This window comes from Nonomuraea sp. CX421 (genome assembly GCF_059358955.1).
This window is the reverse complement of record NZ_JCADBK010000029.1, coordinates 65,693-89,096: the sequence shown is the minus strand read 5'-3', so window position 1 is coordinate 89,096 and position 23,404 is coordinate 65,693. Positions and strand designations below refer to the sequence as shown.

Sequence of the window (23,404 nt, the reverse complement as noted above, 5' to 3'; positions counted from 1 at the left end):
ACATCGCCGCACGCGGTGAGACGGGCTGGGCAGTGAGTCACGCTGCCTGACGCGGACCAAACCGTCGAAACCACCGATGGCCAGGAGCTGCAAGCTCGGTCGTTTTACGGCCGAGAAGCTGACGATCCACCCCCGGCCGCGTTCGCGCATCCCCGGCGCGACCAGCCGCGACAGCTGGAACGGCGCCTTCACCTGCACCTCGAACATCAGCTCGTAGCGCCGGTCGGTGAAGTCCGTCACCGGGGTGAAGTAGGTGACGGCCGCGTTGTTGACCAGCACGTCCACCGGACCGTAGCGGCTCTCGGCGGCCTCGACCAGCGCCTGGCGGTCCTCCGGCCGCGACAGGTCGGCCGGCTGGGCGAAGGCGGTGCCGCCGTCGGCCTCGATCTTCGCGACGGTCTCGGCCAGCGTCCCCTCCAGGCGGCTCTGTCCCTGTTCGAGGGTCCGGGCGGCGGCCACCACCCGCGCTCCCTCGGCGGCGAACAGGGTCGCGATGGCGGCTCCGATCCCCCTGCTCGCCCCGGTCACGACGGCCACCTTGCCCGCGAGTACGCCCACGTCACCCCTCCTGATATTGGAACTTCACATTAGAATCGGCTTCGGTCGGCGTAAAGGTCCCGGATCGCTTCGAGCGGCGACGCTCACGAACGCGGCAGCGCTTCGGCCGGATGGTTCCACAGGATCTCCGCTAGGAGCGGTGGAGCTTGTGGGCCAGGAAGAAGGCTTGCCGGCCTGAGCGGGGCTTCTCGCTCTCATCGGGCTCGCGGATCAGCTGAGCGTCCAGGACGAGTCCGGCTTCGCTCATCAGCCCGGCGATGTGCTCAGGGGGCGTCCAGTAGACATCGAGTGACAGCTTGTGGCCGTAGCCCTGGTCCAGGTGGCGACGCTCGTCGCCGACCTTGAACGCGATCAGGAACTGGCCGCCCGGGGCCAGCACCCGATGAATCTCAGCGAACACCGTCGGCAACAGCTCCGGCGGGGTGTGGACGGTCGAGTACCAGGCGACGGCACCACCGACAGTCTCGTCCGCGAGGTCCAAAGCGGTCATCGATCCCTCTTCGAACCGCAGCTCCGGATGGGTTCGGCGCGCGACAGCGACCATCTTCGGCGACAGGTCGATGCCGAAGGCGTTCACCCCGAGAGACTGTAAATGGGCGGTGACGCGGCCCGGGCCACAGCCGAGGTCGGCGACCTCCCCGGCACCCGGTGCCCGCACGTATTCGGCGAACGCCGCCAGCATGGCGCGATCAAGCGGCTTGGCATCGAGTTCGTCCCGGAAGTAGTCGGCGTAGTCGACGGCGACGGTGTCGTAGGCCAATCGGGTGGCATGCAGGTACGTGGACTCGGTCATGGCCCAAGACGATAGCCCTGCCGGCAGCGGTCAGTCAGCCGCCTTGGCGGGGACGAAGGCTGAGCGAGCGAGTCGCCGCAGTGCCCCCGCCACCCTCGCGTTCGACGACGTCCATGTGTGCCCTCAGGCGGCGGCGAGGCGTTGCAGGCGGGGGAGGACGTACTCGCCGACCCGGTACGCCTCCTCCAGGTGCGGCCACCCCGACAGGATGAACTCCGCCACGCCCAGCGCCGCGTACTCCCGCAGCAGCGCCGCGACCTCGTCGTACGAGCCGACCAGGGCGGTGCCGGCGCCCTCGCGGACCAGGCCGACCCCCGCCCACAGGCCGGGGTGGATCTCCAGGTCGCGGGTGCCTCCCGCGTGCAGGTCGACCATGCGGCGCTGCCCGACCGAGTCGAAGCGGGCGAAGCGGCGCTGCGCCTCGGCGATGCGGGCCGGGTCCATGCCGGCGAGCAGGCGGTCGGCCTCGGCCCAGGCCTCGGCGGCGGTGTCGCGGGCGATGACGTGCACGCGCAGGCCGAAGCGCGGCGCGCGGCCCAGGGAGGCGGCCAGGTCGCGCAGGCGGGCGATGCGCGTGGCCACGGCCGGCGGCGGCTCGCCCCACATGAGGGCCACGTCCGCGCGGCGGGCGGCGACCCGCTCGGCGGCGGGGGAGGCGCCGCCGAAGTAGACGTCGGGCGCCGGGTCGAGCGGCTCGGCCAGCCCGCCCGCCTCGACGTGGTAGTGCTCGCCCCGGTGGTCGAACGGCTCGCCGGCCCAGGTGCGTCGCAGCACGTCGAGGAACTCGTCGGTCCGGCCGTAGCGGGCGTCGTGGTCCAGGAAGTCGCCGTAGGAGCGCTGCTCGACCGGGTCGCCGCCGGTGACGACGTTCAGCAGCAGCCGCCCGCCGGAGACCTGCTGGAACGCCTGCGCCTGCTGGGCGAGTAGGGTGGGCAGGGTGTAGCCGGTCCGGAAGGCGACCAGCATCTTCAGCCGTTCGGTGTGCTGGCTGAGTGCCGCGCAGACGATCCACGGGTCGGGGCAGCCGGCCCCGACCGGCGTGAGAGCCGCCTCGAAGCCCGCCTCCTCGGCGGCCCTGGCCACCTGGGTCAGGTACGTCACGGTGGCCGCCCGCGCGGCCGGGCGGAAGCTGTCGGTGGTCGTGATGGCGGATCGGACGTCGTGGCCGTCGCCGGTCGTCGGCAGGAACCAGTGGTAGCGCATCAGGTCACCTCTTCGTCGGACGCGGATCGCCGTACGGCTGCCGCTATGGTCTCCCGCACGCTCGTGAACGCGGGATGGGTGTGCGGGTCAGAGGCCAGTGGCAGGTCGGAGGCCTGGTCGAGGACGAGCCGGCCGGGCCGCCTGCTGAGGACGAGGATCCGGGTGCCGAGGTAGACGGCCTCGTCGACGCTGTGCGTGACGAACAGCACGGTCTTGCCGGTGGTCTGCCAGATCCCGCGGATCTCCTCCTGGAGGCGTTCGCGGGTGAGCGCGTCCAGTGCCGCGAACGGCTCGTCCATCAGCAGGATCGCCGGGTCGGGGGCGAGCGCGCGGGCGATGGCCGCCCGCTGCTGCATGCCGCCCGACAGTTCGTACGGCCGCCGCCCGGCGGAGTCGGAGAGCCCGACCAGCTCCAGCAGCTCGTCGGCGCGCTCGCGGCGCCGGACGGCGGGCATCCCGGCCATGCGCGGCCCGAACTCGACGTTGCGCCGGACGCTGAGCCACGGGAACAGCCTCGGCTGCTGGAACACCACGCCCCGGTCCGGCCCCGGCCCCGTCACCGGGGCCCCCGACACGGCGACCTGCCCGCCGGTCGGGAAGGCGAAGCCCGCCACCAGCCGCAGCAGGGTGCTCTTGCCGCAGCCGGACGGTCCCACGATCGTCACGAACTCGCCGATGCCGACCGTGGCGTCGATGTCGCGCAGCGCCTCGACGGGGTTGCCGCCGCGTCGTGGGAACCGGCCGCGTGAGCCGTACACGAGGGAGACCCCGCTGAGCCGCACGGCGAGTGGCTCATCCGGCGAACGCATCACGCAGTTCCTCGGTGGCCAGGTCTTGCTGGAACACCGTGAGCTCGGGGACCGACGGGAGCTTGTTCTGCGACTTGAGGAACTCGGCCGTGCTGCGCAGGTTCTGGGCCAGGGCGCCCGGCTGCTCCGGCGTGCCCAGGTAGTCGGGGCCGGCCTGCTCCTGGCCGTCGAGCAGGACGAGCTCGTCGATCTGCTCGGCCGCCTCGGCGGGATCGAGGTTGAGCTGGCGTCCCACCGCCGCGGCGGCGGCCTGCTTGTCGGAGCGCACCAGCTTGACCGCGCGGTCCTGCTGCACCAGCCAGGTGCGCAGGGCCTCGGGGTAGGTCGTGGCGAACTGGTCGCGGACCACCGCGAGGTCGGCGGTCAGCTTGCCCTTGGCGGCCAGGTCCTTGCTGGTGACCAGCACCTTGCCGGTCTTGCGCAGCTCGCCGAGCACCGGCGTCCAGGTGTAGGCGGCGTCGATGTCGCCGCGCGCCCAGGCGGCCTGGATGTCCGGCGGCTCCAGGTCGATGACGGTCACGTCGGACTCGGCCAGCCCGGCGTCCTGCAGCGCCGCGAGCAGGCTGTAGTGCGCCGTCGAGGAGAACGGGGCCGCCACCTTCTTGCCCTTCAGCTCCTGGACGGAACCGGCCTGCCGGGCCACCAGCGCCTCGTTCTCGCCGATCACGTCGAAGATCCACGGCACCTTGTACGGGATGTCGAGCGGCGCCGACAGCCCCCGGGTGACGGGGGCGCTTCCGGCCAGCCCGATGTCGATGCTGCCGGCCACCATCGCGGTGTTCACGTCGCCGCCCGAGTCGAACTTGGTCCAGGTGATCGTGGTGTCCGGCAGGGCCTCCTCCAGCCACCGCCGGTCCTTGACGATCAGGTCGCCGTTGGGGATCAGCTGGTAGCCGATCCGGATCTCCTTGGGCGCGCCGCCGGGGCCGGAGGCGGAGACGCCCGCCTGTGTCGCGCCGGTGCCCGAGGAGCACGCGGCCAGGCCCAGGACCAGGGCGAGCGCTGGGATGAGGCGGTGTTTCATGTGCGTTGCCTTCCTTCAGGCCTTGCCGCGCCACGGCACGAGCAGGCGCGCGGTGAGTTGCAGAAGAGCGTCGATGAGCAGGCCCGAGGCGCCGATGACGAGCAGCCCGAGGATCACCACGTCGGTCTGGTTGTAGCGCTGGGCGTCCCGGATCATGCCGCCGATGCCGGGCACCCCGTTGACCGTCTCGGCGGCCACCACGGTGGTGTAAGCGACCCCGACGGCGACCCGGATGCCGGTGATCACCTCCGGCAGGGCGGAGGGCAGCACGATCTGGAAGGGCAGCTGCCATCTCCTGGCCCCCAGCGAGCGGGCCGCGTGCAGGTAGTCCTCGTGCACCCCGCGCACCGCCTCGGCGGTCGCCACCGCCACGGGCGGCAGCGCGGCGACGAACAGCAGCGTGACCTTCGGGGTCTCGTCGATGCCGAACCAGATGATCAGCAGGCTGAAGTACGCCAGCGGGGGGAGCGTGCGCACGAAGGTGACCAGCGGCCCGAGCAGCGCCCGCACCGTCGGCACCAGGCCGATGACGAGGCCCAGGGCGATGCCGCCGGCCACGCCGTACAGGCTGCCGAGGCCGATGCGCCGCAGGCTGGCCAGCAGGTGCTCGTGGAGCAGGTGGCCGCTGTAGCCGCGCTGGCCGTCGTGGACCGAGGAGGTGAGGAACAGCTGGTCCCAGACCGATCCGGGGGAGGGCACGAACACCTCGGGCCACACGTGGGCCGCCGCGACCGCCCACCAGATCCCGGCCAGCAGGAGCACGGCTCCCACGCGAAGCCCGACGCCGCGGATCACCGCCCCGCACACCCCCACAAAAACCAATTAAAGAGACTTATTTAGTAGGGAATACGGTAGGGCTCGCTTCGTGCTTGTGCAAGTTTCATGTATAGCGAGTAGGAAATGTTGTCTTTGTCCGGATCGGCTGGTAGCTTCGGTCGTATGAGCCAGGGCCTCTACCTGATCCGCCGCCAGCACGTGGACTTCGGTCACGTCGCCAGCGCGCAGTGTCGCTGATCACTCACCGCTCGCGGGCGCGCTCGCGCCGCCCCGTCCCCTCCGTCCTGGCATGGCCGGCCGGCCACGCCCCGACCCGAGCTCCTTCCTTTGCGCGCCGGGTGCCGGCGCGTCTTCCCTGGAGGAATCTTCCGTGATCAAGATCAGACCTGCCGCCGCCCGAGTCGCCCGCCCCGCCGCCCGCCCTGTCGTCCGGGAAGGGGCGACCTCATGACGGAGACGCTTCCCGGTGTGACGGAAAGGCCTTCCCCCGTGGCGGAGGCGCTACCCGCCCGCGCGCTCGACGCCGACGGCTATCGGCGCGCCCTCGCGGTGCACGCGGCAGGCGTCGTCGTCATCACCGCGCAGGCCGACGGCATCCCCGTCGGGCTCACCGCGACGTCCTTCTCGTCCGTCAGCCTGGACCCGCCGCTGGTCTCCTTCTACGTCGACCGGTCCTCCACGACCTGGCCCTGGCTGTGCTCGGCCGACCACTTCGCCGTCAACATCCTGGCCAGCGACCAGGCCGAACTGGCGGCCAGGTTCGCGCGCAAGGACATCGACCGGTTCGCCGAGCCCACCCGGTGGCGGCCCGGCCCCCTGGGCGCGCCCCTGCTGCAGGACGTGTCCGCCCACCTCGTCTGCCTTCCCGACCAGACCGTCGACGTGGGCGACCACATCCTCGTGGTGGGCCTGGTCGCCGAGGCGACGGTGTACCGCCCCGGCCGTCCGCTGCTCTACCACCAGGGCGGCTTCGGCCGCTTCGTGGCCCACCCGCGGCCGCCCTCGCTCGCGCGGCCTCGTGACGGGTCGGCAACGGTGGGCGGGCGTGGCGGATCGCTCCACTGACCATGCGGCGGATCGACGACCTACTCGCCTGGGCGCGCGGTCAGCCGGTCTCGTCCAGCTGTTCGGCCACCCGCTTCAGGCCGTCCTTGATGAGCTGTCCATAGTCGTCGTCGGCAAGCGCGCCGATCCCGTCCCGCGCCTGCTGGAGGTGCTCACGGGCGCGGCCGAGATCGCCCAGCTTGCGATAGCACTCACTCAGGTTCAGGTGCAACGACGGATACAGGCCGGCCACCGAGAGCGGCACCCCGGCCTGGGCCACCCGCTCATCGGTGATCAGGCCGACGGCGGCGAGCGCTCGCAGATCCCACATCAGCTCCTGGTGCGCGTCGTCCTGCACGTCGGCCATCGAGTGGGCAAGGACGCACACATGCAGCGGGTCGCCTTGCTCACCGCCGATGTCGTCCCAGATCTGCGCGAACAGCTCGCGAGCCGCCTCACGCCGGCCCTGGTGGTGATGTAACTCCACACCCTGGCCGATCCGCGTCATCGTGGGGTCGGCGGTCATCAGCGGCTCCTTCACCGTCGCAGGCAGGCGATCATGATCAGCATAAGGGCCCCTGTGGCTCAACGAGGTTCACCCGCCGGCCGCGTACGAGAAGGCGGTCGGTCACAGTCGCGGCGTTCCGCACGATCTACCGAGGGGAGGCGAGCGAAGTGAGGGGGCGGCATGGCGGCAGGGGGTGGCTCGCGCTGGCGGGTGGTCGTGGTCGTGGTGGGCATGGGCGGCCTGGCGCTCATCGTGGCGGCGATGGGGCTCGCCCTGCGGGGGAGTGACCTGCCGACCGCCGCGAACGTCGCCCAGTTGGTGTCGGTCCTCCTGGCGGTCCCGCCGCTGGCGTTCGGGCTGCTGATGTGGTGGCGGCCCTCGTCGTCCAGACGCAGCACGCCCGAGCAGGTCGCGCAGGCGTACGAGCAGCTCAGGGCGCTCGTGAGCCGGCAATGGCAGGAGGAGATCCAGATCCGCGGCCTCGACGAGCCGCGGCTGCCGGTCCGGTGGCGGCTCAGCGAGGTCGACGGCGGGGGACGGGCCGACGTCGCCCAGGTGCTGCGCGCCTGGCTGCGGCCGGCCGGGGTCCGCTTCAGCGGGCGTACCGACCGGATGGACAAGATGGCCCGGCGCTTCCGCAAGCTGGCCCGCCGGCGGCTGGTGATCCTCGGTGAGGCGGGCGCGGGCAAGACCACGCTGGCCGTGCTGCTGCTGCGGCAGTTGCTGCGCGACGCGCCGCGCGAGGATCCGCTGCCGGTCCTGTTGTCGATGGCCGGCTGGGATCCGGACGCCGAGCCGGTGCACAGGTGGCTGACCCGGCGGCTGCGGGAGAACTACCCGGCTCTCGACGCGGCCGAGTTCGGGCCGAACGCGTCCGCCGCCCTGGTCTCCCAGCAGCGCATCCTGCCGATCCTCGACGGGCTGGACGAGTTGCCCGAGCAGGTACGGCCCAAGGTGCTCTCCGCGCTGAACGCGGCGGCCACCACCGAGTCGGTCATCCTGACCTGCCGCACCGACGACTACCGCGCGGCGGCGGCCAGGCCCGGCGCCCACGTCCTGGCCGGCGGAGCCGTCATCCAGCCGCTCCCGATCAGGCCCGACGACGCCGTGGCCTACCTCGGCGGCAGGCTCGCGCCCGACCAGGACGGCGCCTGGCCGGAGCTGCTCACCGCCGTCACGGACGAGCCGCACGGGCCGCTCGCCGTGGCTCTGTCCAGCCCGCTGGCGCTGTGGCTGCTGCGCAAGGTCTACATCGACACCCGGGGCGACCCGGCCCCACTGTGCGACAGGACCCGGTTCCCCACGGCCGACGCCGTCACCGAGCATCTCCTGGACAATCTCGTCACCGCCGCCTTCTCCGCCGCCCGCCGGGAGTACGACCCCGACGACCCGTACGACCACGACCATCCCTTCCGGCCGCGCGGCGTCTGGTCACCCCGCGACGCCAGGCGCTGGCTGTCGTTCCTGGCCCACCACATGAGCCGGGCCGGCACCCACGACCTGCGCTGGTGGCAGCTCTACCGGGCGGTTCCCCGGCGCTGGAGCGCGATCCTCGGCGCCGTGACGGTCGGGCTCACCGTGGGCCTGACGGTCGGGATCACCAGTGGCCTCACGCTCGCCCTCACCCGGGTGATCGAGGGCGGTCCGGCGGGCGCGCTGCTGTTCGGTCTCGTGGGCGGTCTCACCGGAGGGCTGGCGGGCGGGCTGACCGGCGGGATCCTCCTCGAAGTGGCCAAGAGGTCCGTGATGGAGCCGGCGTACGCCGATGTGCGGCTGAAGCGGCGGCTGGGCCCGCTCTGCCGCCACCTGGCGTTCGGGCTGGCGGTGGGCGTCTCGGTCGGCGTGGTCGTCACGCTCGCGCTCCAGTTCGTCGGCGGGCTCGGCGGCAGCGCGGGTCAGGGCCTGCGGTCGGGGCTGGTCGTGGGCGCCGCGGGCGGGCTCACGATCGGGCTGAGCCGATGGGTGGGCACCGTCGTGACGAACGCCAGGCCGCAGACGCCCGACATCACGCTCCGGCGCGACCTGGAGCTCGTCTACGTCCGCTCGCTGGCCTTCGGCCTGGCGCTGGGCCCCGCCTTCGGCCTGGCCGGGGCGGTGACCCAGGGCTACACCGGGCTGATCTCCGCCGTCCAGATCGGCGTCGTCTTCGGCGTCGCGGGCGGGCTGGTCTTCACGGTCACGTTCGACCTGACCGGCGCCAGCTCCACCTACCTCGCCGCCCTCTCACTCCTGTACGCCCGCCGCAGGGTGCCGCGGCGGCTGATGCGCTTCCTGGACGACGCCCACCGGGTCGGCCTGCTCCGGGAGGTGGGCGCGGTGTACCAGTTTCGCCACGCCAAGCTTCAGGACCGCCTCGCCCGGGCTCACGAGGCGGACCCCGGCGAGCCCCGTCAGTCGGCCAGGTAGTCGATCGAGCGGACCTCGTAACCGCGCACGGCCGAGCCCTTGACCCGCATGAACATGGCCCCGCCCTCGTAGGAGTAGGCGCAGCCGTAGCCCGTCTTCTCCTTGGTGCAGCCCTGGAAGAAGTAGGGCACGCCCCTGGGGTCGAACCGCACGCGGAAGAGGGTGGTGACCGCGGGCTTGGCCGCCACTTCGAGGCCAAGGTTCCGGTCGCCCTTCTGCCACGCCCTGAACAGGTGCCTGGCGGCGGTGGACGGCCTGGTCATGTGCCGTGACTGGTAGACCCTGGTCACCTTCGAGCCGGAGACGACCAGGAGCAGGCCGTTGTGCCCGCCCGGCACGCGCACGCTGGTGTGCGTGAACCGGCAGGCGTTGCCGGCGCAGCCCGCGAACACGTCGGGGGTCCGGTAGACGTAGGCGAAGATCGACCTGACCGCCGAGGGGGTGGCGACCCGGGCCGCCGCCGCGCGGTCGCGCGCGTTCCAGGCGCGGAACAAGGCATTGGACACCTTCGCCGGTGAAGCTGTCTTCGCGGGCGACACCGTCGTCGCCGGAGTGGACGTCCCCGCCCGGGCAGCCGCGTTCGCGGCCGCCGGGAAGGACGTGATCAGAAGCGCGGCGACCGCGGTCGTCGCGGTCGCACCGGGCACCCATCGTCGTGACATGCCCGGAACGATAGTGACATCGGCTTGCACCCGGATTGCCGCCCGCTTGTGCGGCCGGGCCCCCGCACCGGACCACGCCCGCACCGGATCGCGCCCGCACCGGGCCCGTGACGTTCCCGTGACGGCAAGGCTGGAGAAAGCGTCCTTTATGGAGATCCAGAACGTCCATTCCGGGCCACATGTCGACCATGGGTCGGGCAAAACGTTGATCATCTTCAACGGCTCAAGTACGTTCAGGGGGTAGCCGGCCCCGGCCGCTCCTGGGCGGCCCGTTCTCGCGAAACGCCTCCTTTGACGTCACCGCCACGGATGACCGTGGCCGGTTCGGCGTGCCGTGGCCGGAGGATGACGAAGATCCTTGGAGGTCACCACGTGAGCACCGACCTGGACACCGTGATCGCCGACGCGATCGCCCCGTCCGCGGCCGAGACCGACCGCACCGGCGCCTTCCCGCGCGCCGGACTCGAAGCCCTGGGCAAGGCGGGGCTGCTCGGCCTGACCAGCGCCGTCGAGGTGGGCGGCGGCGGGCAGGGCCTGCGGGCGGCCGCCGAGGTCGTCACCGCGCTGGCGGCGGTCTGCGGATCCACGGCGATGATCACGCTCATGCACTACTCGGCCACCGCCGCGCTCGAGGCGCACGGCCCGGAGGAGGTGCGCCGGGCCATCGCGGAGGGTCGTTACCTGGCGATGCTGGCGTTCTCCGAGGCCGGCTCGCGCAGTCACTTCTGGGCCCCGGTGAGCACCGCGACCGACGACGGGGGCGAGGTGCGGCTCGACGCGAGCAAGAGCTTCGTCACCGCCGCCGGCGAGGCCGACGGCTACGTCTGGTCGAGCCGGCCCCTGTCCCGGCCCGGCCCCATGACGCTGTGGCTGGTGCCGCGCGACGCGGCGGGGCTGCGGGTCACCGGCTCCTTCGACGGGCTCGGGCTGCGCGCCAACGCCTCCAGCCCGATGGCGGCCGACGGCGTGCGGGTGCCCGCCGACGCCATGCTGGGGACCGACGGCGACGGGCTGGACATCGCGCTGGCCACGGTCCTGCCGACCTTCCTGGTCCTCAACGCGGCCTGCTCCGTGGGCGTCATCGAGGCGCTGACGGCCAAGGCGCGGGAGCACCTGTCCAGGACGCACCTGGCCCACCTGGGCCGGCGGCTGGCCGACCAGCCCCAGACCAGATCGGCCTTCGCCCGCGTCCGCACCCGCGCCGACCAGACGAGGGCGTTCCTGGACGACACCCTGACCGCCCTGGAGACGGGCCGCGAGGACGCGACGCTGCGCGTGCTCCAGGTGAAGGCGGTGGCGGCGGAGGCGGCGGCCGCGATCGGCGACGACGTCATGCGCCTGTGCGGCGGGTCGGCGCTGCGGCGCGACCTCGGCATCGAACGCCACTTCCGCGACGCGCTCGCGGCCCGGGTCATGGCGCCCACCACCGAGGCGCTGGAGGACTTCGTGGGCCGGGTCTCCCTCGGCCTGCCGCTGTTCGACGGAGCGGCGTCATGACGCTGCTGATGGGGGCGGTCGCCTACGACGCCAAGGTGGTGCCGATCTGGTCGGGGTTCCGCTCCTGGTTCCTGCGCCACGGGCTGCCGTTCGACTTCGTGCTCTACTCGACCTACGAGCGGCAGGTCGAGGACCTGATCGCGGGCCGCATCCACGCCGCGTGGAACTCACCGCTGGCCTGGATCCGCGCCCAGCGGCTGGCCGCCGTCCAGGGCCGCTCGGTCCGCCCGCTGGTGATGCGCGACACCGACCGCGACCTGCGCTCGGTCGTCGTCGTACGGTCCGACTCCGGCATCCTCTCGGTGGACGACCTCAAGGGGCGGACGGTGGGCACGGGCGCCGTCGACTCGCCGCAGGCCACGCTCCTGCCGCTGCACCACCTGCGGAGCCTGGGCGGAGAGTTCGACGTGCGGCGCTTCGAGGTGGGGGTGGGCCTGCACGGCGACCACATCGGCGGCGAGCGTGAGGCCGCCCGGGCACTGCTGTCCGGCGACGTGGCCGCGGCCTGCCTGCTCGACGCCGACCACCTGCTCTTCAGCCGCGAGGGCACTCTGCCCGCCGGGTCCACCCGGATCCTCACGACCACCGAGCCGTACGACCACTGCAACATGACGGTCGTCGACACGGCGCCGGAGGAGCCGGTGCGCCGGTTCGGCGCGCTGCTGGGCGGCATGTCCTACGCCGATCCCGAGGTGCGGCCCCTGCTCGACCTGGAGGGGCTCACCGCCTGGGTGGCGGGCCGCACGACCGGCTACGGCGAGCTGGAGGCGGCCGTCGACGGGTGCGGCTTCTACGACCGGGCCGGCCGGATCACCGCGGACGGCTATCGGCCGTGACGGACCCGGTCGCCGACCTGCGGGAGCTCGGGTTCGATCAGGGCGCGCACCTCATCGTGCGGCGGGAGCTGGCCCGGCTACCGGTGGGCGGCCGGCTGCGCGTCGCGGGCACGCACGAGGCTCTCGTCGTGCATCTGGCCGCCTGGTGCCGGAACGAGGGCCACGCGTGCGGGCCGGTCACCGGGGACGGCGACGAGGACGGGGCGCGCGCGTGGGTGGTGCGCGGCCGGGCCGGTCACGACCGGTGGGCCGGCGCCGAACGGGCCGGCGGGTCGTCGCCCGCCCGCGTGGTGTCCCGGCCGCCGTCCCACTGGGGCCTGGCGGCTCGCGGCGCCCTGGTCGAGTCGGGCGGCCCCGAGACGCCGTTCGACTTCGACCGCAAGGAGACCGTCTGGGCCGAGCTGGCGCCCCGGTTGTACGCGCAGGCGGCGGCGCGGCAGTGGGACCCGGAGGCGGCGGTGGCCTGGGACACCCCGTTCGAGCTGCCCGCCGAGATCGAGGCGGCGGTCGTCCAGGTGATGACCTACCTGGTGGAGAACGAGCAGGCGGCCCTGGTCGTGCCGGCCCGGCTGCTGGCCCGGGTGCATCCGCATTTCCGCGAGGTGACCCAATTGCTGGCCGTGCAGGCGGCGGACGAGGCGCGGCACGTCGAGGTGTTCACCCGCCGGGCGACGCTGAAGGGCGACGACCTGGGCACCTCCTCGGCCGGCGGTCGCGCCTCCCTGATGTCGCTGCTGGCCGAGCCCGACTTCTCCCTCGCCTCGTTCCTGCTGTCGGTGCTGGGCGAGGGCAGCTTCCTCAACCTGCTGTCCTTCCTGGACCGGCACGCGCCCGACCCGGTGACCCGGCGGGTCGTCGCGCTGGCGCACCAGGACGAGGCCCGGCACGTGGCGTTCGGCATGGCCCACCTGGAGGAGCAGGCCCGGCGCGACCCGCTGTTCCGGGGCCGGCTCAGGACCGCGATCGAACGCCGGCACGACGCGCTGGCCGACACGGCGGGCATCAACGAGGACGTGCTCGACGCCCTGACCGTGCTGGCCGCGGGGGAGTGGAGCCCGGCCGCGATCGCCCGGGGGCACGCGGCTGTGCTGCGGCTGCAGGAGGAGATGTTCGAGGGGCGCCGGAACCGGCTGGTCCGCCTCGGGTTCCCCGCTGACGAGGCGGTCGAGCTGTCCCGCTTGCACACCCGTAATTTCATGTGAGTGCTTCACCGGATATCTCCCCATACGCCGATATGTCGCCCTTTACAAGATCTTGTCAAGTAATAAAAGCAGTGTTACCTCTTGCGGGGACGCGTGTAATTTCGCGCGTCCTCCGCGTGCATGGAGGGGAACATTGTCCACCAGACCCTGGTTACGCAGCACCGTCGTCATCGCCGTCACCGCCCTGGTCCTCCCCGTCGCCGGGGCCGCCCGGGGCGAACCCGGCGGGACGGCGTCCGTGGTCCACGACTTCCAGGCCGAGGAGCACGGCAAGCCCGATCTCGACAACCGGCGCGGCAGCGTCCCGCCGCCCGTCGGAGCCAACGCGCGGACCGCCGGACCGGCGGCCGAGATCCGCTGGAACACGCTCGGCACGCCGGCCGTCGTCACCGGCGCCGAACCTCTCGCCGAGGGCCTGGCCGCCGACCCCGAGCAGGCCGCCCGGGCGTACCTCAAGGACAACGAGCGGCTCTTCGGCCTGTCCGCCGCCTCGGTCGACGCCCTGGAGAAGGTCGCGGTCAACCCCATCGGCGCGGGTCACGCCGTACTGCTGCGCCAGCGCTTCGGCGACCTGCCGGCCGGTGTGGACGGGCTCGTCTCGGTCGGCGTGGCCGAGGGGAAGGTCAGGCACGTCACCTCCTCGCTCTCGCGCGACACGGCCGCGCCTCCGGCCGCCACGATCACCGGGCAGCGGGCACTGGAGATCGCCGCCCGTGACGGCGGGATCGACCTGGCCACCGCGCTCACCAAGCAGGCCACCGCGGTGGCGGTGCCCGCGCCGGACGGCGTGCACAGCGCGTACCAGGTCGTCCTGATCGGCGGCGACCAGGGCGAGCCCGCCGCCTACACCACCCACGTCGACGCGGTCAGCGGCGAGATCCTGGTGCGCGAGAACCTGGTCGACCACCTCGACCCCGACCACCCGCAGTGGGCGGCCTTCCCGGCGAACCCGCCGGCCGACTACTCGTCCACCGACACCCGTCAGACGTGGTGCTTCGTCGCCGGCCCGGGCTGTGACCTCGTGGTGGGCGGCGACCCGGCGACCGGCCGGGCGTGGGACGTCGACCACGCCACGCAGACGCCGAGCAACACCAGCCTCGGCAACGCGGCACGCACCTTCGAGAACCGGGCGAGCGGCGACCCGTTCACGGTCGGCACCCGCGGCAACGTGGCGACGCCGAGCCGCGAGTACGTCTACCCGTGGCAGAACACCTGGCACCAGGCGAAGTGCAACCCCGCGGTGTTCGACCAGCCGGGCGAGAACGACCTCGAGGCCTCGATCTCCAACCTGCACTCCATGCACAACCGGATGCACGACTGGTCCTATCGGCTCGGCTTCACCGAGACCGCGTGGAACATGCAGACCGACAACGGCGACCGCGGCGGGCTCGGCAACGATCCCGAGCAGGGCAACGCCCAGGCGGGCGCCCGCGTCCTGTCCGTCCGTGACAACGCCAACCAGATCACCGGCCCCGACGGCGTCGCGCCGATCACCAACATGTACCTGTGGCAGCCGATCGCCGGCTCGTTCTACTCGCCGTGCACGGACGGCGACTACGACATGTCGGTCATCGGCCACGAATACACGCACGCGATCTCCGGGCGCATGATCGGCGGCCCGAACGCCGGATGGAGCGGCGCGCAGGCCGGCGCGATGAACGAGAGCAACTCCGACCTGGTCGCCATGGAGTACCTGTTCGAGTACGGCTTCCGTCCCGCCGGTCTCACCCCGTACGTCACCGGCGGATACGTCACCGGCGACCCCGGCCGGGGGATCCGCAACTACGACATGTCCAAGTCGCCGCTCAACTACAGCGACATCGCCTACGACCTCGTCGGCCAGCAGGTCCACGCCGACGGCGAGATCTGGTCGGCCACCCAGTTCGACGTGCGGGCGGGCTTCGTCAAGAGGTACGGCACCGGCACCGCCAAGCAGCAGCGCGCCTGCGCGGACGGCCAGAAGCCGGTCGCCGAGTGCCCGGGCAACCGGCGCTGGGCACAGCTCTCCTTCGACGCTCTGCTGCTGATGGCCTCGGGCGCGGTCAGCTACGTCGACCACCGCGACGCGCTGCTCGCGGCCGACACGATCCGGTTCGGCGGCAAGAACCACGACATCATGTGGCGCGCGTTCGCCGAGCACGGCCTCGGCCAGGACGCGGCCAGCAACGGCCCGAACGACCCCGACCCGACGCCGAGCTTCGTCAACCCGGCCGGCAAGAACGGCTCCCTGCAGCTCAAGCCGCTGGGCGAGGCCAAGGGCGCCGCGCTGCGCCTCTACGTGGGCGACTACGAGGGACGCGTGGTTCCGGTCGCCGACACCGATCCCGCCACCGAGCTCGGCGACACCGTGGAGATGACGCCCGGCGTCTACGACTTCGTGGTCACCGGCGACGGGTTCGGGCACACCCGGCTGAAGTTCGTCGTGGTGGGCGGGGTCAAGCTGCCCCTTCCGCTGCCGCTGTCCCGCAACCACGCCTCGGCCACGGCCGGCGCCACGGCGGCGGGCGACGGCGTCAACCACGCCAAGCTGATCGACGAGACCGAGGCCACCAACTGGGCCTCCCTCACCGGCGCCCCCGCCGGCAAGGCGGTCACCGTGGACCTGGCCGGCGACGGCCCCGTCACCGTCCGCCGCGTCCAGGTGAGCGCCATGCTCAGGCCCAACGTCGGCGACCCGGCCGACCCCGGCGGGCAGAACCGCTTCAGCGCGCTGCGCTCCTTCGAGGTGCTCGCCTGCAAGCAGGACTGTGCCACCCCGGCCGGCTTCACGAAGATCTACACCAGTCCGGCGGACGCGTTCGACGCCACGCTGCCCCGGCCCAGGGGAGCGGACCTGCTGATCAAGTCGTTCCGCGTCCCCCCGACCACCGCCACCCACCTGATGCTCCGCACGGTCACCAGCCAGTGCACCGGCAATCCGCGCTACGCCGGTGAACAGGACGAGGACCCCAACTCGGCGACCGACTGCGCCACCGCCAGCCCGCTCCGCGACCAGATCCGGGCGGCGGAGTTCCAGGCGTTCTCGCACTGAGACTCGGTTCCGGCACGGCTCGCGTCCCCTCCGGGCGCGAGCCGTGGCGAGGCGGGCGCGCGGCCCGGCCGGCGGGTCAACTCTGACGGCGCTGCATGACCGTCTGGATCACCAGGAGCACCCCGGGCACGAGCAGTCCGAGTGCCAGGTCCTTCGCGTCGATGAGTTCGAGCAGGAGCCCGGTGCCGCCCACCAGCCCGGAGGCGACGAGCACGACCCAGGCCCAGTGCCTGCGTGCCCAGCGAATCGGATGGAGCCGGGGCCGTCGTGCCAGCAGCGGCCGGGCGATCTTCTCGAACGACGCCTCCCGCCAGGCCGCCTGACGGACGACGATGGCGCCTTCCAGCCAGACGACTTGATCTCCGGGACGCGCGAGCCGGATCTCGCGGGTCGCCGCCAGCAGCTCCACGCAGGGCCAGACGCCCCACAGGGTGAGATTCATGTCGTGGCTGTTGGGCCAGGAGCCGTCGTCGCACTGCTTGGCGACGATGGTGTTGACCGCTTCGGCCAGGCGGTCGGCCACGGCCGGTTCCTGAGCGCGAGGGTGCCGCAGGAGGGCGGTGGCGGCGACGGGTAAGGCGTAGTGCATGAGGGGAGGAGGCCGCCAGATCTCGCTCCCGTCGGAGGTCTTCAGGAAGACCTTGGTCGTCTCCACCCTGTTGCGCACCTCGTCCAGGGAGGTGGTGTCGATGTGCTCGGCCAGCCAGTCGAATCTTCTCGCCAGGTGTTCGTCACGGGGGTCGAATCCGGCTTTCAGCAGCGTCGTCAGCGCCATCGCGGTGTGCGCGACCCGCGGAGCGGCATTCCCCGGTTCGGCGCCCCAGGCGGCGGGGAACAGGCGCTGGTCGAGGAGCCACTCGACGCCGGTCTCGATCGCGGGATCGTGCGGAGCCGCCTCCACCAGGGCTCTGATGGCCAGGCAGGTGAGCCAGGTCCGGGGCGGGCAGCCAAGGAAGGATCCCCACCCGCCTGACGTGTCGTGGTTCTGGCGTAGCCACTCAACGGCGCGTGCCAGATCGGGGGAACCCGGGTGGAGGGAGCACCGGAGCGTCGCCAGGCAGCGGACCACCCAGGCCGTCGCCTCGACCACCGGCTTCTCGCCGCTGGTGTTGGTCCACCAGCCGCCGTCGATGCGGAGGTCGTCGCTCTTCAGCTGTCGGGCCTTGAGGAAGGTGAGCGCGTCGGCCAGACGGTGGGGGCGTTCGCCCGCCGCGTGAAAGGCCAGCAGGGCCACCGCTGTGGCGGTCGCGCCGGGTGGCGGTCTTTCGAGCATGTGGTACCACCCGCCGCCTCCGGTTGGATTGTCACTGTAAGTCCGGCGCAGCAGGGTGATCGATCGGTGCAGCGCACCATCCACTTGATTTAGATCGATCTCGGACATCTAGCCCTTTCGGTGCGGGGCCCCAGCGGATCTCGCGTATATCGTACCTATTAGTGTTCGCGATGGCTTTGTGTTTGGATTGCCTCCTGAGTAATACGCCGATTATCGCCGGGACCCGATGCGGTTATCCCGGTGCGCAATGCGGTGTTCCGGTGTCCTCTTATGAACTGGTGAAGCTCATGAGCGAGGGTGACGTGCTCGTCATCGGGGGCGCGCCGCGATGGGCGGACTCTCTCCGGGGAGAGGCGGGTCTGGCCCATCTCGCCACCTCCGCCGAGGGTTTCGTGGTCGAGGGGACCACGGTCAGGCGTCCAGCCGGGCGGGTCGCGCCTTACCCGTCGGCGTTTTTCCGTCGAATTCACTGCGACCTCGGCACGGCCCCGCATCTGGTCGCCCAGGCCATTTCTCTCCTGGCCCCCGGAGGGCGGGTGATCTTATGCGGGGAGAAGCCGATGTCGCCGTTCGAGCGCACCGGATGGGCTGATTATCTTAGCGCCGCCGACCTCATTCTGGAAGGCGAGAGCGCGGGACGGGAGTTGACCGCGCGAAAAGACGGGGACGATGTGACGGGGGATACGGAATGTGTGTTCTGCGCGCGTTACCGATTCCGCCTGAACGAGGACGCCGGCCTGCCGGGAGCGGCGGGCGTGCTCTGGGGCGACGACGACGTCTGGTGCGCTCCCGATCTCGCTCCGCTGCGGCCGGGCCACCTGCTGCTGGTCTCCACGGCGCACTACCCGTGCTATGGCGCCTGCCCCACCGGGGTGCTCGGCAGGCTCGCGAAGCACAAGGAGCTGGTGACGCGGTTGCTGACGCGTGTCTACGGCCTGCCGGTCACGTTCTTCGAGCACGGACCGGCCACCTCTCAGGGCGCCGGTGCCTGCATCGACCATGCCCATCTGCACTGCGTGCCGGGGGTCGCAACGGTGCGCGCCAGGGTCGAGGCCGAAGGGCTTTCCGGTCAGGCGCTCGGCCGGGCCGGGCCGGCCGAGTTCTATCGCCGAGGGACCTCCTATCTGTACGTCGAGGACGCCGAGGGGCCGTCGGCCTATTCGTGTACGACGCCGCTGCCGACCCAGTTCCTGCGGAAGGCCGCCGCCGAACGCGGCCCGTGGCGGTGGCAGGAGAGCTACGGCACGTTGGCGACCCGCGAGCGCTTCCTGCTGACCTTGCGCGGGCTGCTGCCCTGGGCCGACCGGCCGGCCAGAGGCAGGCAGGACAGCAACCAGTGCAACTCGCGCGCGGTGAGCCGGTCGCCGAACCCCATGGGATCGGAGGCCGCCTGGTAGCCCGTCGCGTAGTCGTGATGGATCAGCCCGTGCCGGTAGATCGTGGATCGGCTCACGTTGCCGGAGCCCGATCGGATCAGCCACACGGGGTGATCGTCCAGGGCGCGGTCGAGATGAGGGAGCAGGTGGGCGGGCGACGCGCAGCTCTCGCCGACCAGGCTCGCCAGGGTCCCGGCCTCGCCGACGACGATGTCGGCCAGCCGGAGCGTCGACAGCAGCAGCCGTGAGTCCAGCCGCAGGTGGATGTCGTGGGGCACCATGTCGACGCAGACCAGGGTGCCATGTGATCTGGCGATGGCGGCCGCTTCGTGCACGGCCTCGGCGGACCGCGGATAGAGGAGCTCGTAGCCGGTCAGGAAGAGGACGTCGGCCGACGCGACCGCCCGGCTCGCCGTGCGCACATCCGCCGGGCTCAGCACCTGCGCGTCGGACAGCGGCTCGGAGACCATGAGGCGCACGCCGTCCCGCGGCGCCGCATCCCGCACCACCAGGACCCGGCCCGTCGACGCGCCCTCGACGAAGGTCAGCCGGCACTCGATCCCCAGCTCGGCGAGCTCGGCCAGGATCGTCTCGGTGAACTCGTCACGGCCGATCCTGGCGATCAACTCGACGCGGTCGAAATAGCGCACCGCCTGCCGGGCGAGGCCGAGTGCGACGCCCGCGGGCGTGATCTGCACCGGCGAATAACGCAACTGGTCCGTGTCGATCTCGCCGAACCGCAGCGAATCCAGCCGCACGCGGATGTCCACGCGGATCTCGCCGACCACCGTCAGGCTGAATCGGGGGGCGCGGCTCGCTGAATGAGGCGGGTCGGCGGTCAAGGGTAGAGCGGCCAATCAGCGCGGCGCCCTTTGTACAGGAGCAGGAACTGCTCCACCGCCAGGTCCATTCCGGGGATGAGAGGGTGGTCGGCGATCTCGTCGTGGGGGACCCAGCGCACCGCGCTGATGTGGTCGCCGGGCACCTGACGCGCGGTCGACAGGCGTCGGGAAAGCGGCCTGCAGATGCGGCCCACCGCGATCGCCCGGACGCGGGAATGGTCGTCGCCCCGCATTTCCCAGTCCCAGATGTGGAAGGGCGGGCCTGGCTCTATGTCGATCCCGGACTCTTCGCGCACTTCTCGTACGATGTGCTCGTCCAGCCCCTCGGCGGGCTGCATGCGCCCTCCCGGCACCTCCCACAGCCCCGGATGGTAGGGATCGGCCGCCGATTTGCGCACCAGCAGGAGCCGGCCTTCGGCGACCATGAAGGCCTTCTGCACGAAGGTGACGCGGAGCTGGCCGCAGGTCGGTGGATCGGCCTCAGCGAGGCCGTTAGAGCGCCGGTCTGCCATGGCCCCACCCTCTGCCGAATAACGAACACCAAAAGCGCGCCAGTGCGCCAACCTTAGCGGCCATTCTTTTCTTGGGGGACCCGAACGCGCTGGTTCGCCCGCCCTTTGTGCTATTGACGCGGCCGGTAGTGGATCGTTGGATCCAGTATCACGGCAAATGCGCCCGCGGGCTAGTCCCGTAAATAATGATGGCCAGAATATGTTTTATGTTCATTTCTCCTGTGAGGCCGAACTCATCGGTGCGGCCGGTGGTCCGCCGGGGTGGAACCGGAGGCCACGCGGCTGATCGCGGGATGCCGAGGCCGGGACCCGGCGGCGTCCCCGGCCGGCGCCGGCGGTGACACGCGGACGCCGATGCGGCGGCGTTCTGTGACGGATTGGCATGGATTGTGCGTCGCTCTGATCACGGCATCTTGTGCCGGATCCGTCCAGATCGTTGCGTACGAGACGCACTTCTCCCGTGGAGGTCCTCTTGCGTTTACCCATCGCCCTCCTGAGCGTCGCCGTCTCGGCCGTTCTCCTTCTCCCTCCCGGGACGGCGGCCGCCGATCCGGTCGCGCCACCCACCCCCGCCGTCCGGGACTTCGGCAACGGTCCCGAGCGGAGCGAGGAGGCGGCCGGCGTCTCCGAACGGGCCGAGGCGCTCCGCGCCCCCGCCGAGGAGCCGTTCCGGCACGCTCCCGACCGCGACCGCGGGTATCCCCGGCAGACCCTGCTTCCGGTGCCCGCGGAGAACCCCGCCGACGCCTCCATCAAGCTCGGCCTGGTGCCGTACCACGGCATCGCGCCCAGGCTGAACGACCTGCAGAAGCGGAGCAGGCGGGTGAGCGTGGAGGTCATCGGCCGCACGCACCAGGGCCGCGACCTCTACCTGGTGACCGTCACCGCGCCGGAGAGCCGCGCCGAGGCCCGTGAGCAGGACCGGATCCGCGAGCGCATCGAGAACGACCCGGCCGCCGCCGCCCGCGACCGCGGGCTGGCGAGGAAGTACAAGGCGCCGATCTTCGTCAACGGCAACATCCACGGCAACGAGTGGGAGGGCACCGACGCCTCCCTGCGGGTGATCGAGGAGCTGGCCACCAGCACCGACCCCAAGGTCGCCGACCTGCTCGGCCGCACCCGGCTGTACGTCAACGTCACCGCCAACCCCGACGGCCGGTTCAACGGCGTGCGCGCCAACGGCGCCGGCTTCGACCTGAACCGTGACTTCGTCACCGCCTCGCAGCCCGAGGTCCGGGCGATGCGCCAGGTGATGATCGACACCCAGCCCGTCGCCATGGTCGACCTGCACGGGTACGTCAACGGCACGCTCATCGAGCCCACCACGCCGCCGCACGGCGCCAACTACGAGTACGACCTGTTCATCAGGAACACCTACGCCAACGGGCTCGGCATGGAGGCCGCGGTCAAGGCGCTGGGGCACACGCCCGAGGCCGACGGGGTGTTCCCGCCGCAGATCCCGTTCCGCGACTCCCCGGAGGGCTGGGACGACTGGCCGCCGATCTTCACCCCGCAGTACGCGCCGTTCCAGGGCGCGGTCGCCTCGCACACCGTCGAGATCCCGCTGCGGGTCAACGGCTCCGACTACACCAACCTGCCCGCCGAGGAGCTGCGCCGCCGCTCGGCGATCAACACCGAGATCGCCGCCGCCGCCATCCGGGCGACGCACGGCTTCGTACGGGACCGGCGCGACCAGCTGATCGCGGACCAGATCGAGGTCTTCCGGCGCGGCGCGGCGGGCGAGCCGGCCAAAACCGTGCCGCTCGGCATCGTGCCCGGCTTCGGCCCCGAGGACGTCTACACCACCACCTACCCCCGGGCGTACGTGATCCCGGCGGGCGCCGGGCAGCGCTCGGCCACGGCCGCCGCGCGCCTGGTGGACCATCTGGTCGCCAACGACGTCAGGGTGGAGCGGGCGAGGCGGGCGTTCGCGCTGAACGGGAAGACCTACCCGGCCGGCTCGTACGTCGTGGACATGCACCAGCCCAAGCGCGGGCTGGCCAACGTGATGCTGGAGCCCGGCGCCGACATCTCGCCCAGGGTCGACGCGATGTACGACATCTCCGGCTGGAGCCACGCCCTGATCTGGGGCGCCACCGTCGACACCGTCACCACGGGCTCCCTCCGCGTGAGCGGCGAGCCGGTCAAGGCGGCCGCCCCGACCGGCTCGGTCCCGAAGGCTCCCGGGCCGCTGGCGCTCAAGGTGACCGACGCCAAGGAGGTGCTGGCGCTGAACGAGCTGCTGGCCCAGGGCGTGGCGGTGACCTGGACGAGTGACGGCGCCGCGATCGTGCCGGCCGCCGCGCGCGCCGCCGCCAGGACGGTGTCCGGCACGTACGGCGTGGCGTTCACCCCGGCCGGCCCGGCGACGGGCACCCCGCTCTCCCCGGTGCGGATCGCCGCGGCCGTCTCCGCCGACGAGCTGTTCACGCTGCGTGAGCTGGGCTTCGCCGTCACCCCGGTCTCCACCGCGGTCCTGAACGCCGGCTTCGACTGGAGCGATATCGACGTGCTCTTCGTCTCCAGCGGGCTGAGCCACGCGGCGCTCAACCCGGCGGCCCGGGCGGCGCTCGACGGGTTCCTCGCCACCGGTGGCGTGGTCACCCGGGGCGGCACCGGCGCGACCTTCAACGCCGCCGCCGGGCTGCTCACCGCGACGGCGGTCGCCGGGCGCGGTGACGCCAACGGGGTCGTGCGGGTCACCTCGTCGGCCGGTCCCGTCGGCAACGGCTCGCCGGAGCACTCGTTCGTCTACTCGCCGCGCTGGTTCACCGGGCTCGGCCCCGAGGTCACGGTCGAGCAGTCGTACGCGGCCGACGGGCCGCTGGTCTCCGGCCACTGGCGGCCCAACGCCAACGGGACCGGCGGCCAGGACGCGGCCAGGAACCAGGCGGCCGTGGTCAGCGGGCGCGACGAGCGGGGCGCGGCCGTGGTGCTGTTCGGCACCGAGCCGATGTTCCGTAACCACCCCAAGGGGTTGTTCCCGCAGGTGGCGAGGGCGTTGTACTGGTCGGCCTCGGTGACCGCCCCGGCCGTCACCACGCCCTGACC

Annotated in this window: 18 protein-coding genes and 1 pseudogene; 8 read left to right on the top strand and 11 right to left on the bottom strand. The window is 71.9% G+C overall.

The features are described from left to right. From AC5L3X_RS34265 to AC5L3X_RS34240, 6 genes are all read right to left on the bottom strand, one after another. Positions 1-558, bottom strand: a 558-nt coding sequence (locus tag AC5L3X_RS34265) for an SDR family NAD(P)-dependent oxidoreductase (protein ID WP_494862578.1), incomplete at its 3' end; no start/stop codon positions are given. A gap of 130 nt (positions 559-688) precedes the next feature. Further along, positions 689-1,351 carry a class I SAM-dependent methyltransferase gene (locus tag AC5L3X_RS34260; protein WP_494862576.1) on the bottom strand — a complete coding sequence of 221 codons (663 nt, stop codon included), beginning with the start codon at positions 1,349-1,351 and terminating at the stop codon, positions 689-691. Positions 1,352-1,474: 123 nt separating this feature from the next. Further along, a complete protein-coding gene (locus AC5L3X_RS34255; protein WP_494862574.1) occupies positions 1,475-2,554 on the bottom strand; it encodes an LLM class flavin-dependent oxidoreductase in 1,080 nt (359 codons plus the stop codon). Beyond that, entirely contained in the window at positions 2,554-3,363 is an 810-nt protein-coding gene (locus tag AC5L3X_RS34250; protein ID WP_494862572.1) for an ABC transporter ATP-binding protein, read from the bottom strand. The genes AC5L3X_RS34255 and AC5L3X_RS34250 overlap by 1 nt, the downstream gene beginning before the upstream one ends. After that, entirely contained in the window at positions 3,347-4,387 is a 1,041-nt protein-coding gene (locus AC5L3X_RS34245; protein WP_494862570.1) for a taurine ABC transporter substrate-binding protein, read from the bottom strand. Before AC5L3X_RS34245 ends, AC5L3X_RS34250 begins: the two co-directional genes overlap by 17 nt. A 15-nt stretch (positions 4,388-4,402) precedes the next feature. Beyond that, positions 4,403-5,182 carry an ABC transporter permease gene (locus AC5L3X_RS34240; RefSeq protein ID WP_494862568.1) on the bottom strand — a complete coding sequence of 260 codons (780 nt, stop codon included), beginning with the start codon at positions 5,180-5,182 and terminating at the stop codon, positions 4,403-4,405. Between the two features lie 429 nt (positions 5,183-5,611). Between AC5L3X_RS34240 and AC5L3X_RS34235 the strand changes: the two genes are divergently transcribed. Beyond that, the gene (locus AC5L3X_RS34235; RefSeq protein WP_494862566.1) at positions 5,612-6,229 is read left to right on the top strand and encodes a flavin reductase family protein; all 618 of its coding nucleotides are present in this window, start codon (positions 5,612-5,614) and stop codon (positions 6,227-6,229) included. Between the two features lie 40 nt (positions 6,230-6,269). Here the strand turns inward: AC5L3X_RS34235 and AC5L3X_RS34230 are convergent, their stop codons facing one another. Next, the gene (locus AC5L3X_RS34230) at positions 6,270-6,734 is read right to left on the bottom strand and encodes a hypothetical protein (protein WP_494862565.1); all 465 of its coding nucleotides are present in this window, start codon (positions 6,732-6,734) and stop codon (positions 6,270-6,272) included. A 162-nt stretch (positions 6,735-6,896) separates the two neighbouring features. Between AC5L3X_RS34230 and AC5L3X_RS34225 the strand changes: the two genes are divergently transcribed. Next, positions 6,897-9,122 (top strand): NACHT domain-containing protein, encoded by a 2,226-nt coding sequence (locus AC5L3X_RS34225; protein WP_494862563.1) that lies wholly within the window; start codon positions 6,897-6,899, stop codon positions 9,120-9,122. On the opposite strand, the gene AC5L3X_RS34220 is transcribed toward AC5L3X_RS34225, so the two are convergent. Next, positions 9,107-9,784 carry a hypothetical protein gene (locus AC5L3X_RS34220; protein WP_494862561.1) on the bottom strand — a complete coding sequence of 226 codons (678 nt, stop codon included), beginning with the start codon at positions 9,782-9,784 and terminating at the stop codon, positions 9,107-9,109. The genes AC5L3X_RS34225 and AC5L3X_RS34220 overlap by 16 nt on opposite strands. A 372-nt stretch (positions 9,785-10,156) precedes the next feature. On the opposite strand from AC5L3X_RS34220, the gene AC5L3X_RS34215 reads away from it, so the two are divergent. The 4 genes from AC5L3X_RS34215 (at position 10,157) to AC5L3X_RS34200 (ending at position 16,350) form a co-directional block, all read left to right on the top strand. After that, positions 10,157-11,281 (top strand): acyl-CoA dehydrogenase family protein, encoded by a 1,125-nt coding sequence (locus AC5L3X_RS34215; RefSeq protein ID WP_494862559.1) that lies wholly within the window; start codon positions 10,157-10,159, stop codon positions 11,279-11,281. Then, positions 11,278-12,117, top strand: coding sequence for a phosphate/phosphite/phosphonate ABC transporter substrate-binding protein (locus AC5L3X_RS34210; RefSeq protein ID WP_494862558.1), 840 nt, complete (start codon positions 11,278-11,280; stop codon positions 12,115-12,117). Before AC5L3X_RS34215 ends, AC5L3X_RS34210 begins: the two co-directional genes overlap by 4 nt. Further along, positions 12,114-13,319, top strand: a complete 1,206-nt coding sequence (locus tag AC5L3X_RS34205; RefSeq protein ID WP_494862557.1) for a hypothetical protein — start codon at positions 12,114-12,116, stop codon at positions 13,317-13,319. Before AC5L3X_RS34210 ends, AC5L3X_RS34205 begins: the two co-directional genes overlap by 4 nt. 133 nt (positions 13,320-13,452) lie before the next feature. After that, complete coding sequence (locus AC5L3X_RS34200; RefSeq protein ID WP_494862556.1) at positions 13,453-16,350, top strand: M36 family metallopeptidase; 2,898 nt, start codon at positions 13,453-13,455, stop codon at positions 16,348-16,350. A 76-nt stretch (positions 16,351-16,426) separates the two neighbouring features. Here the strand turns inward: AC5L3X_RS34200 and AC5L3X_RS34195 are convergent, their stop codons facing one another. Beyond that, the gene (locus tag AC5L3X_RS34195) at positions 16,427-17,623 is read right to left on the bottom strand and encodes a prenyltransferase/squalene oxidase repeat-containing protein (RefSeq protein ID WP_494862555.1); all 1,197 of its coding nucleotides are present in this window, start codon (positions 17,621-17,623) and stop codon (positions 16,427-16,429) included. Between the two features lie 260 nt (positions 17,624-17,883). Here AC5L3X_RS34195 and AC5L3X_RS34190 point away from each other — a divergent pair, with 260 nt between their 5' ends. Beyond that, entirely contained in the window at positions 17,884-19,020 is a 1,137-nt protein-coding gene (locus tag AC5L3X_RS34190; protein ID WP_494862554.1) for an HIT family protein, read from the top strand. Between the two features lie 107 nt (positions 19,021-19,127). Here the strand turns inward: AC5L3X_RS34190 and AC5L3X_RS34185 are convergent. Further along, positions 19,128-19,787, bottom strand: a pseudogene (locus tag AC5L3X_RS34185) (carbohydrate kinase family protein); the annotation flags it as partial. A 50-nt stretch (positions 19,788-19,837) separates the two neighbouring features. Further along, positions 19,838-20,353, bottom strand: coding sequence for an NUDIX domain-containing protein (locus AC5L3X_RS34180; protein ID WP_189123900.1), 516 nt, complete (start codon positions 20,351-20,353; stop codon positions 19,838-19,840). Between the two features lie 472 nt (positions 20,354-20,825). On the opposite strand from AC5L3X_RS34180, the gene AC5L3X_RS34175 reads away from it, so the two are divergent. Then, positions 20,826-23,402 carry a M14 family zinc carboxypeptidase gene (locus AC5L3X_RS34175; RefSeq protein WP_494862553.1) on the top strand — a complete coding sequence of 859 codons (2,577 nt, stop codon included), beginning with the start codon at positions 20,826-20,828 and terminating at the stop codon, positions 23,400-23,402. The last annotated feature ends 2 nt before the right edge of the window (positions 23,403-23,404 follow it).

What these genes read in the sequence shown, in the direction of transcription:
- AC5L3X_RS34260 (WP_494862576.1), bottom strand. Translation starts at nt 1,351, where the DNA reads ATGACCGAGTCCACGTACCTGCATGCCACCCGATTGGCCTACGACACC.
- AC5L3X_RS34255 (WP_494862574.1), bottom strand. Translation starts at nt 2,554, where the DNA reads ATGCGCTACCACTGGTTCCTGCCGACGACCGGCGACGGCCACGACGTC.
- AC5L3X_RS34250 (WP_494862572.1), bottom strand. Translation starts at nt 3,363, where the DNA reads ATGCGTTCGCCGGATGAGCCACTCGCCGTGCGGCTCAGCGGGGTCTCC.
- AC5L3X_RS34245 (WP_494862570.1), bottom strand. Translation starts at nt 4,387, where the DNA reads ATGAAACACCGCCTCATCCCAGCGCTCGCCCTGGTCCTGGGCCTGGCC.
- AC5L3X_RS34235 (WP_494862566.1), top strand. Translation starts at nt 5,612, where the DNA reads ATGACGGAGACGCTTCCCGGTGTGACGGAAAGGCCTTCCCCCGTGGCG.
- AC5L3X_RS34230 (WP_494862565.1), bottom strand. Translation starts at nt 6,734, where the DNA reads ATGACCGCCGACCCCACGATGACGCGGATCGGCCAGGGTGTGGAGTTA.
- AC5L3X_RS34225 (WP_494862563.1), top strand. Translation starts at nt 6,897, where the DNA reads ATGGCGGCAGGGGGTGGCTCGCGCTGGCGGGTGGTCGTGGTCGTGGTG.
- AC5L3X_RS34220 (WP_494862561.1), bottom strand. Translation starts at nt 9,784, where the DNA reads ATGTCACGACGATGGGTGCCCGGTGCGACCGCGACGACCGCGGTCGCC.
- AC5L3X_RS34210 (WP_494862558.1), top strand. Translation starts at nt 11,278, where the DNA reads ATGACGCTGCTGATGGGGGCGGTCGCCTACGACGCCAAGGTGGTGCCG.
- AC5L3X_RS34195 (WP_494862555.1), bottom strand. Translation starts at nt 17,623, where the DNA reads ATGCTCGAAAGACCGCCACCCGGCGCGACCGCCACAGCGGTGGCCCTG.
- AC5L3X_RS34180 (WP_189123900.1), bottom strand. Translation starts at nt 20,353, where the DNA reads ATGGCAGACCGGCGCTCTAACGGCCTCGCTGAGGCCGATCCACCGACC.